Raw genomic sequence first — 10,122 nt, forward strand, 5'->3', positions numbered from 1 at the left:
CACTGCGAGATTAAAGCTCAAGCTCTTTTTGCAATAAGGCCGCAATGGCCTCGCTGCTATTGGCACTCACCAACGCACTACGGAACTCCTCATGCATAATACGGCGTGCAAGACGTGAGAAAATACGCATATGTTGATCGCCAGCCGCGTGTTTATTTAGCGTTAACATAATAATAAATTGTGCCTCTTCATCACCCCATGTTACCGGCTCAGACAGGCGCGCCACACTAATGGTGGATTGTTCGATATGTTCAGATTTGCTATGAGGGATAGCGAAACTGAAACCTAAACCGGTGGAGAATACAGCCTCTCTTGCCCACAGATCGGCCTCCAATTTTCGCGGGTAACGGCAACGGCCTGCCAGCAATAAGTTGTCAGTCATCCCTTTAATGACCTCTTCCTTGCTACGCCAGTCACTATTTAGCGTGATGCATTGCGGCGTTATCAACGGTGCATCCTGTAACGTCATGCGGAACTGGGCTAGAAGGTGCTCAACTTCCAATGAGGTACGACAATCCATCGCCTGATTTAACAACTGGCGACAGGCACGGCTATCAAGCAGTGACAAGCGGGCTTTCGTTGCCAAGATAGACGGCGCACTCATACTCAGTTCATCGAGCCCCAATCCAACCAATAAAGGGAGTACCGAGCCTTTCGCCCCTAATTCACCGCACAATCCAATCCATTTCCCCTGACGATGAACCGCCTGAACCACATAATCCAGAGCGCGAAGGAAAGCCGGGTTCAAACTATTATAGTGACGCGTCACCTTGGCATTATCACGGTCTACGGCGAGCAAGTACTGCGTTAAATCGTTGCTACCAATACTGAAGAAATCAATTTCCTCACAACACTGATCGATAATGAACATCACCGATGGCACTTCCAGCATGATGCCCAATGGAATTTTTTCATCGAAAGGGATGTGATCGGCACGCAGGGTTTGTTTTACCTCTGCCAACTGCTCTTTAATCCAAAGGATCTCTTCCATGGAGGAGATCATCGGGATCATGATTTTCAGCGAGCCATGGGCTGAAGCCCGTAAAATGGAACGTAGCTGGGTACGGAACAACGTAAGGTATTCTTCATAAATACGTACCGCCCGGTAACCGAGGAATGGATTATTCTCGGCGGGAATATTTAAATACTCTACGGGCTTGTCGCCACCGATATCCATCGTGCGCACAATAATACTGCGCCCTCCTGCTGCCTCTAGCGCCTGACAGTAAATGTTGTATAGCTTATCTTCGCTAGGGGCGCTGGGGCGATCCATATACAGCATTTCAGTACGAAATAAGCCAATGGCCTCAGCCCCATTCGCGAATGCGGCGGCAGATTCCACAGAATGGGCAATATTCGCCGCCACTTCGATACGGACACCGTCAATAGTCTTGCCTTCTTGAGACAACCAGGCACGTTGTTGCTCACGAAGTTGTACTTGCAAGTCGTCTTCTTGTTGATAATAGCGCCTCACGGTGTCATTGAGTTCAACGACCAAAAGACCTGCATTGCCATCAATTTGCACCTGCTGCCCTATCCAAGGTGATAAAGCATTGATATCCATTCCCACCAGCGTTGGGATATTGAAAGAACGCGCCAGGATCACCGTATGAGAGGTCGTCCCCCCATTCCGCAGTATCAAACCTTTTAATAACGATTTATCCAGCTCAAGGAATTGGCTGGGCGTGAGCTCATCAGCCATGCAGATAGCCACTTGAGTTAACTGGCCCGGCGCGGGGAAACGAGACTCACCATAGATATGTTGTAATAACTGAAAGCAGACATCCCGAACATCCAGAACACGCTCTTGCAGATAGCAACTACCAGATTGTTCAAATTGAGCACAAAAATGATCGGCTGTCGCGATAACTGCTTGGGCGCAACTCAAACCGGTTAAGACACCGCCCAGTAAGTGTTGATGTAGCGAGATGTCGCTGGCCAAAGAGCGATGCGCTTCCAGAATAGCACTCGCCGTACCGTCATTATCCAGTAACCGCAATTCGAGGGTTCTAACCAATTGCTTTAAACCGCGATCCAATTCAGATTGTTCGTTTTCGATACATTGTGTCGCTGGAATCTCACCTAAATCATGAAAATCCAAAGACTTAAGATGTATCAGGGCACCACCGGCACTCCCCTCGCAAACGGTGCGAGCACGTAAAAATGTGGGCTTAAGGTTTAATAGCGATTCCGGGATATTCTGGCTTTCCATTTCCGTTGCTTTAGGCAGCGGAGTATCACAATGAGGGAATTCATCACGTATAAATAGGCTCAGTTGCTCATAAGCCTGTAGCTCATCAATACCATTGACAAGAATATGACACTCATCCCCTTGAAGAGTATTGGTGCCAATCAACGCAAGTGCGCTTTTAGCGTCCCCACGGCGATCAGTTCGTACATTGTGCCATTCAATCATTGAAGCAAAGGTATTACAGAGAATTTCAACCTGACTGGCTGGTCGGGCATGAACTCCGTTGGATAAATCACAGGTAAATTTAATAACAAGAGCCATGATGCTTCCCTGATGAGATTAATTAATTGTTTACAGGTTAAAAAATCTGTTCGCATTAAGCTATGTGACAAAACTGCCAAATGCTGGACAAATGTAATCAATTGGAGTTTTCGTGTTCGATGTCACAAGTTGCGACTTTTCGCGGTATTCACGGTAACGCGGGAAACATTTGAGTGGGATCTCATTTTTTTGGTTGTATTACAAAAGTCCAGTAAATGTTCTTTTTCTCTTCTGTTTTCCTTGAAGGCTAAGGCCTATTGTTTAACACATTGAGCACATGAAAAAACGACACAACCTCTGGAGCTAACGTATGAATGAGTTGGTGCAAATACTAAAAAATACTCGCCAGCACCTTATGACCGGTGTGTCTCATATGATCCCTTTCGTGGTCTCTGGTGGCATTCTTTTGGCTATATCCGTCATGCTATACGGGAAGGGAGCTGTACCCGATGTTGCTACTGACCCAAACTTGAAAAAGCTTTTTGACGTAGGTGTTGCCGGTTTAACACTGATGGTCCCATTCTTAGCGGCCTATATAGGCTATTCCATTTCTGAACGTGCGGCGCTGGCACCTTGTGCTATCGGTGCCTGGGTTGGTAATAGCTTCGGTGCAGGGTTCTTTGGCGCGCTTATTGCCGGGATGATCGGCGGGATTATCGTATATTACTTGAAAAAAATTCGCGTCCCAAAAGTGCTTCGCTCGGTGATGCCAATATTTGTGATCCCCATTATTGGTACCTTCATTACTGCCGGGATAATGATGTGGGGGCTTGGCGAGCCTGTCGGTGTATTGACCGCCAATCTGACACATTGGCTACAAGGAATGCAGCAAGGAAGTATTTTGTTACTAGCCGCAATCATGGGCTTGATGCTGGCATTTGATATGGGTGGGCCGGTCAACAAAGTTGCCTATGCTTTTATGTTGATTTGCGTTTCACAAGGCATTTATACCGTCGTCGCCATTGCAGCGGTTGGGATTGCAGTCCCGCCTTTAGGTATGGGACTTGCCACACTCATTAATCGTAAAAACTTTACCATTGAAGAGCGAGAAGCCGGAAAAGCGGCACTGGTTATGGGTTGTGTCGGCATCACAGAAGGCGCGATCCCCTTTGCGGCCTCAGATCCGTTACGCGTTATTCCTTCCATTATGTTTGGTGCCGTATGCGGAACGGTCACCGTCGCCTTATTCGGTGCGCAATGTTATGCCGGATGGGGGGGACTCATCGTTTTACCGGTTGTTGATGGCAAGTTAGGTTATATCGCCGGGCTGGCCGTTGGTGCCATTGTGACTGCATTGTGTGTCAATTTGCTGAAGTCCATGACGCGTAAAAATCAATTGATTATTCAGACGAAAGAAGATGACTTCGATATAGATTTTGAAATTAAGTAACTCATCACAAGGAATATTCCATGACCAAGATTATTGCGGTAACCGCATGCCCATCAGGTGTTGCTCATACATATATGGCGGCAGAAGCATTGGAAAGTGCAGCAAAAGCCAAAGGTTGGGAGGTTAAAGTCGAAACGCAAGGCTCTATTGGCCTGGAAAATGAGCTAACCCCAGCTGAAATCGCTGATGCTGATATGGTCATTCTGACAAAAGATATTGGTATTAAGTTTGAAGAACGTTTTGTGGGTAAAACAATCGTGCGAGTCAATATTAGTGACGCCGTAAAACGAGCTGACGCGATAATGAATAAAATAAGCACTCATCTTTCTCAAAATACGTAATGTTTTTTTGCTATATCACCCGTTCGTCCTTTTAAATAAAGGAGGTTGTTTTGAATAATCGAACTCAACGTCTTAAAAGCGCACTCTTTTCCAACCCGCGAGAAATTTCGTTGGAACGCGCGATACTCTATACCTCCAACCATAAACAAACGGAAGGCGAACCGGTTATCATCCGCCGCGCTAAAGCCACGGCGCATATCCTCGATCATGTCAATATCACCATTCGAGATGATGAATTGATTGCCGGCAACCGCACGGTAAAACCGCGAGCCGGGATCATCTCACCCGAAATGGACCCTTATTGGCTGCTGAAAGAACTGGATCAGTTCCCAAGTCGACCACAAGATCGTTTTGAAATCAGCGAAGAAGATAAATGTATTTATCGCGAGCAGCTTTACCCCTATTGGGAAAAACGCTCAATGAAAGATTTTATCAACGGCCAAATGACTGATGAGGTGAAGACAGCGGTCAATACACAAATTTTTAGCATTAACCAGACAGATAAAGGACAGGGTCACATTATTATCGACTACCCACGTCTGCTGAATAACGGCCTTTCTGCACTGATTGAAGACATGACACATCATTGTCATGAGCAACCCGATAATCACTTCTTTAAAGCCGCATTGATTCTTCTTGAGGCCTCACAACGCCATATTTTACGCTACGCTCTTTTGGCCGATGAAATAGCTGAAGCCTGCACAGATCCTGTTCGTCGTGAAGAACTACAGCAAATGGCCGCTATCGCGCGTCATAATGCGGTTCATCGGCCTGAAGAGTTCTGGCAAGCCTGTCAGCTGTTCTGGTACATGAACGTGATTTTACAGTATGAATCCAATGCCAGTTCACTGTCGTTAGGCCGTTTTGACCAATATATGCTCCCGTATTATCAAACATCACTCAACCGAGGACATACTCCTGCTTTTCTGCAAGAACTGCTGGAGTCATTGTGGGTGAAATGCAACGACATCGTGTTATTACGCTCAACAGGTAGCGCCCGTTATTTTGCCGGGTTCCCAACCGGTTATACCGCATTACTGGGCGGCGTAACCGAAAATGGCCGCAGTGCGGTTAATGTCCTCTCTTTCCTTTGTTTAGAGGCGTATCAACATGTTCAACTACCACAACCTAATTTAGGTGTGCGCATCAATGAACTTATTGACCGCCCATTCCTGAGAAAAACAGTGGAAACCATTCGGTTGGGCACCGGTATTCCACAAATATTTAATGATGAGGTGGTGATCCCCGCCTTCCTGAATCGAGGTGTTTCGTTAGAGGATGCGCGCGATTATGCCGTTGTGGGCTGTGTAGAACTGTCAATCCCAGGTAAAACCTATGGATTACATGATATTGCCATGTTCAATTTACTCAAAGTCATGGAAATCACGATACATGAAAATGCAGGGAATCATGAGATTACCTATGAAGCATTACTGGCCCAAATTCGAGAAAAAATCCGTTACTACATCAGGTTAATGGTTGAAGGCAGTAACATCTGTGATATTGGTCATCGTGACTGGGCTCCGGTTCCTCTACTTTCGTCATTTATCGATGACTGCATCATCAAAGGGAAAGATATTACCGCAGGAGGGGCGCGTTACAACTTCTCTGGTGTGCAAGGTATTGGTATTGCCAATCTAAGTGACTCGTTACATGCACTAAAAGGCATGGTGTTTGAACAAAATCGCATGAGTTTTGATGAACTGATTAACGTCCTTAACGCCAATTTTGCTACCCCGGAGGGTGAAAAAATTCGGGCGCGGCTGATTAACCATTTCGATAAATACGGTAATGATATTGATCAGGTGGACAATATTAGCGCTGATCTGCTGCGCTTTTACTGTAAAGAAGTTGAGAAATACACCAATCCACGTGGGGGCCAGTTTACGCCAGGTTCGTATACCGTCTCTGCGCATATTCCTCTTGGCTCTGTCGTGGGTGCAACACCCGATGGTCGTTTTGCAGGGGAACAATTAGCCGATGGTGGCCTTTCGCCCATGCTCGGTCAGGATGGGCAAGGTCCAACCGCAGTGCTGAAGTCAGTCAGTAAGTTGGATAATTATTTACTGTCAAACGGGACGCTGCTAAATGTGAAATTCACACCATCAACATTAGCCGGTGAACAAGGGCTAAATAAACTTGCCGATTTCTTACACGCATTCACCAAGTTGAAATTGCAACATATCCAATTCAATGTGGTTAATGCTGATACGCTTCGAGAAGCACAGCAACGGCCTAAGGATTTTGCAGGGCTTGTGGTGCGCGTTGCGGGATACAGTGCCTTCTTTGTTGAGTTATCGAAGGAGATCCAAGATGATATCATCCGCCGCACTGCACATCAGCTGTAAAGTCATGACAAGACGCGCCAATACTGCGCGCATCTTCAATATCCAACGTTATTCACTCAATGATGGGCAAGGTATTCGGACGGTCATTTTTTTTAAAGGTTGTCCACATAAATGCCCGTGGTGCGCAAATCCTGAATCGCTCTCACCCAAGATTGAAATAGTCCGCCGAGAGAGTAAATGCTTACATTGCGCTTCCTGCCCAAACGATGTCGATGAATGCCCTTCTGGGGCATTAGAACGTATCGGTCGTGATGTGACGCTGGATGAACTTGAGCATGAAATATTAAAAGACGAGATCTTCTTTCGCACATCAGGGGGGGGTGTAACACTCTCGGGAGGTGAAGTGCTTATGCAGGCAAAATTTGCTACCCAATTTCTAAAACGCATACGCCAATGGGGAATTAAAACGGCCATTGAAACGGCGGGCGATGCACCAGCAAAGCGATTATTACCTTTAGCCCAACAGTGCAATGAGGTTTTATTCGACTTAAAAATTATGGATGAAAAGCAGTCGCAAGATATATTGAATATAAACTTAGTCCGAGTACTGGATAATTTACGCTTACTGGTGGCAGAAGGAATTACGGTGATCCCTCGTTTACCCTTAATTCCAGGTTACACCCTCAGTGAGGAAAATGTTCAGCGTGTCTTGGCTATCCTGGCACCGCTAAACTTGATTGAATTGCATCTTTTGCCCTTTCATCAATATGGCGAGCCTAAATATAGGTTATTAGGTCAGGCTTGGGCGATGAAAGAGGTTGCTACGCCGGTCCCTGCAGCAATTAATCAGCTTAAATTACTTGTTGAAGCTTCAGGCTATCGGGTTACGATTGGTGGGTAAAACAAATTCAATGGGCATAGTGACAATATGAACCTCAATCTGATTGCAGTGACGGCCTGTGTAAGTGGGGTAGCACATACCTACATGGCAGCCGAACGCCTGGAAAAATTATGCCATCAAGAAAAATGGAGCATCAAGATCGAAACCCAAGGCGCTTTAGGCATTGAGAATACGTTAACATCAGAAGATGTTAAATGCGCAGATGTGGTTTTACTGATCACCGATATTGAAATTGATGGCGGGGAACGATTTGCCCATTCGCGATCAATTAAGATGAGCATTAGCTCTTTTCTACTCACGCCACACAAGACCATCGAAATGATTAAACAAATATCAACGTTGTCCCCTACAACGCAGATCAATATTATTTAGCTTTTTAGGTAATGGCTATGGTGTTGACGTCGATATTCTGACGGAGAACGCCCGGTATTTTTACGAAAAACACGACAAAAATAATTACTGTCCGTAAAGCCACATGAGTGAGCAATTTCTTTTATTTTCGCGTCATAGGTTTTCAATAACTCTTTTGCCTGTTCCAGACGAACATGATTAAGATATTCATTAAATCCAATAGATCCTGACTTATTAAATAAATGTGAGAGGTAATTTGGTGAGATATAAAACTTATTCGCTACAGACTCTCGGGTAAGTTCTGATTTAAAATTATTATCAATAAATTCTCTTATTGCCTCAAAAAGAGCCCAACTACGAGATGCCGTATGGATTTGCTTTCCTAACAGGTCAGTGCAATGACTGAGCAACCCATTCACGATAAAATTGGCCGTTTTTTGCGCGTCAGGTTGTATCATTATTTCATTTAATGCTTTAAGCAAATATGACCCGACACGGGGACCAAGGCGCGCAATGTTTGTTCTACCAAGCCTCTCTAATTTATATCCATCCCAACGTTGGATACTAAACCCAATTTGCTGCTTGCCAAAAAGAATACTTAATGTTGACGCGGGTTCATCCCATACCGAGAAATTCCAACTGTTTGACGGAATATATAATACATCGTTTTTATGCAGAATATTATCCGGTTTATGCAAGCATAACTCTGACAAATGACCATCAAGAATAATTTCCAAACGTGTAAAATTAACTTGAAAGGCCAAAGGGGGAACATTTTTTATATTATCAGGGAATCTTATTCTATTGGTATTTTTTGTGAAAAAAGTAATTTTCTCCGCCAACTGTTCAATATTCATAGATAACATTCTCTTTATATATATTATTTTTCATTATCACATAATTGACTGACCATACTATCCTGATTTTTGATAAAAACCCCAGTTAATTCTATGTCAACTGGGGTTTTTATATGGGTTTATAACTTGCAGCATTATTACTGTTCAATCATCTTCAAAGGGAGTCGTCGACTTATAAAACATCCAATAGCCATTTCTGTGCTGGCGTTAAACGGCTCGTGGTTTCAGGTTTTAGCCATTTACGTTGATCCTGTTGCGCGATATCAGCACGGTCAATATACAGCCCATGTAGTACTCTACGACGCGTACCGATAAGGTTAGTTGTCCCACCGTGCCAGGTATGCGCGTTATAAATCATAACACTACCTGCTGGTGCTGCGAAAATCACTTCATCCGGATGCGATAATCCCGGATCGGCCATGATATCTTCCGGTAACTCAGGGCGCAGGTGAGTACCGGGAATAATACGCGGCGCACCATTTTCAGCGCTGAGATCATCTATTGCCCAAATAGTGTTCACTAAGTGCACTTTAGGAAAATCAGTACGTTCTTTTTTCCAGTCAGCATGCAAAGGCTGATGACCACCACCATGTAATGCTTCACGGGAATTCAAACTGGATATTTTAAATTCTCCCTGAAAGACATAACGGCAAGCTGAAAGTATCAGCGGATGAGACCAGACCTTTTCCCATACAGTACCTTTATTAATGAGATTTGCTATCCGGGTTGCCGTTGCTTCTTGATGATGTTCAATGGCCAGATTATTCCCTTCTTTCTGTACAATATTATCAATGGTATTACGCATATCCTCCAACCAGTCAGGATCAATAACATTTTTAATAACGGTATACCCTTTAGTATTAAGTTCTTTAATAACATTTTCAGGCAACTCGACCGTTGCACCTAACGCATTCAAATACATTTCAGATTGGGTTTTCATCGCGGATCCTGTTATTTACGTTCTATTAACATAGTTAAAAAGATACAAGATCATCACCCGAAAATATGTATGTGAATTGTACGATATACTGGATATTTGTGATGTGAAACCTAAGGTGTGATGCAGTGCATAAATCCAGATTTCTTGTTTTTTGGGGATAATACAGCATGAAAACTTCTATCTCTTTTTATTGTCAGTGAGCTGCTGACCAGCCCTTTTTTAGTCCCGGTATGATTGCGCTGCTCGTCATGCTGTTCGGTCTGGGTGGTTAAGGTGACATCGCCACCTGCCGCCAGTTTCAACGCGCCATCCGTTTGCACCGCGCTGGCACTGAGGGTGATATCGTTTGCTGTCTGCAGATTGATATCGCCCGTGGCGTTCAACTGGCTGCCGAGGAGCGTTTCATCATAGAGATTGACCGAGCTGGTATGGCGCTTGCTTGAGGATCCACCGGTAACAGACAGGCTGTTGGTGGCCGCGCTGAGAGTAATATTCTGCGCCTGCACATCGATGGTACCGGCATTCACCCGCGCCCCCACGGC

The 10,122-nt window shown here is 44.8% G+C and carries 9 protein-coding genes; 5 read left to right on the plus strand and 4 right to left on the minus strand.

The features are described from left to right. Nucleotides 1-10 precede the first annotated feature (10 nt). Nucleotides 11-2,512, minus strand: a complete 2,502-nt coding sequence (ptsP, locus tag AC971_RS18260) for a phosphoenolpyruvate--protein phosphotransferase (protein WP_025381508.1) — start codon at nucleotides 2,510-2,512, stop codon at nucleotides 11-13. Nucleotides 2,513-2,822: 310 nt separating this feature from the next. Between ptsP and AC971_RS18265 the strand changes: the two genes are divergently transcribed. Genes AC971_RS18265 through AC971_RS18285 form a run of 5 tightly spaced genes read left to right on the plus strand, consistent with a single transcriptional unit; the run spans nucleotide 2,823 to nucleotide 7,804 of the window. Next, a complete protein-coding gene (locus AC971_RS18265) occupies nucleotides 2,823-3,902 on the plus strand; it encodes a PTS fructose transporter subunit EIIC (RefSeq protein WP_025381509.1) in 1,080 nt (359 codons plus the stop codon). A gap of 20 nt (nucleotides 3,903-3,922) precedes the next feature. Further along, nucleotides 3,923-4,243, plus strand: a complete 321-nt coding sequence (locus AC971_RS18270) for a PTS fructose-like transporter subunit IIB (RefSeq protein WP_025381510.1) — start codon at nucleotides 3,923-3,925, stop codon at nucleotides 4,241-4,243. 50 nt (nucleotides 4,244-4,293) lie between these two features. Then, nucleotides 4,294-6,591: a formate C-acetyltransferase gene (locus tag AC971_RS18275; RefSeq protein ID WP_025381511.1), complete on the plus strand. Its 2,298-nt coding sequence runs from the start codon at nucleotides 4,294-4,296 to the stop codon at nucleotides 6,589-6,591. Continuing rightward, on the plus strand, nucleotides 6,557-7,432 hold the full coding sequence (locus tag AC971_RS18280) for a [formate-C-acetyltransferase]-activating enzyme (protein WP_025381512.1): 876 nt from the start codon (nucleotides 6,557-6,559) through the stop codon (nucleotides 7,430-7,432). Before AC971_RS18275 ends, AC971_RS18280 begins: the two co-directional genes overlap by 35 nt. 27 nt (nucleotides 7,433-7,459) lie before the next feature. Continuing rightward, nucleotides 7,460-7,804 carry a PTS fructose-like transporter subunit IIB gene (locus AC971_RS18285; protein ID WP_025381513.1) on the plus strand — a complete coding sequence of 115 codons (345 nt, stop codon included), beginning with the start codon at nucleotides 7,460-7,462 and terminating at the stop codon, nucleotides 7,802-7,804. Here AC971_RS18285 and AC971_RS18290 read toward each other — a convergent pair. The 3 genes from AC971_RS18290 to AC971_RS24460 all read right to left on the minus strand — a co-directional run. After that, entirely contained in the window at nucleotides 7,801-8,640 is an 840-nt protein-coding gene (locus AC971_RS18290; RefSeq protein WP_038402019.1) for a helix-turn-helix transcriptional regulator, read from the minus strand. The two genes, AC971_RS18285 and AC971_RS18290, sit on opposite strands and share 4 nt — an antisense overlap. A gap of 172 nt (nucleotides 8,641-8,812) precedes the next feature. Beyond that, nucleotides 8,813-9,580: a phytanoyl-CoA dioxygenase family protein gene (locus tag AC971_RS18295; RefSeq protein ID WP_025381515.1), complete on the minus strand. Its 768-nt coding sequence runs from the start codon at nucleotides 9,578-9,580 to the stop codon at nucleotides 8,813-8,815. A gap of 110 nt (nucleotides 9,581-9,690) precedes the next feature. Beyond that, nucleotides 9,691-10,122 (minus strand): hemagglutinin repeat-containing protein (locus AC971_RS24460; protein WP_231573030.1); only part of this gene is annotated, 432 nt, incomplete at its 5' end.

Origin of the sequence: Yersinia similis (assembly GCF_001053095.1) — a bacterium.
Lineage (GTDB): Bacteria > Pseudomonadota > Gammaproteobacteria > Enterobacterales > Enterobacteriaceae > Yersinia > Yersinia similis.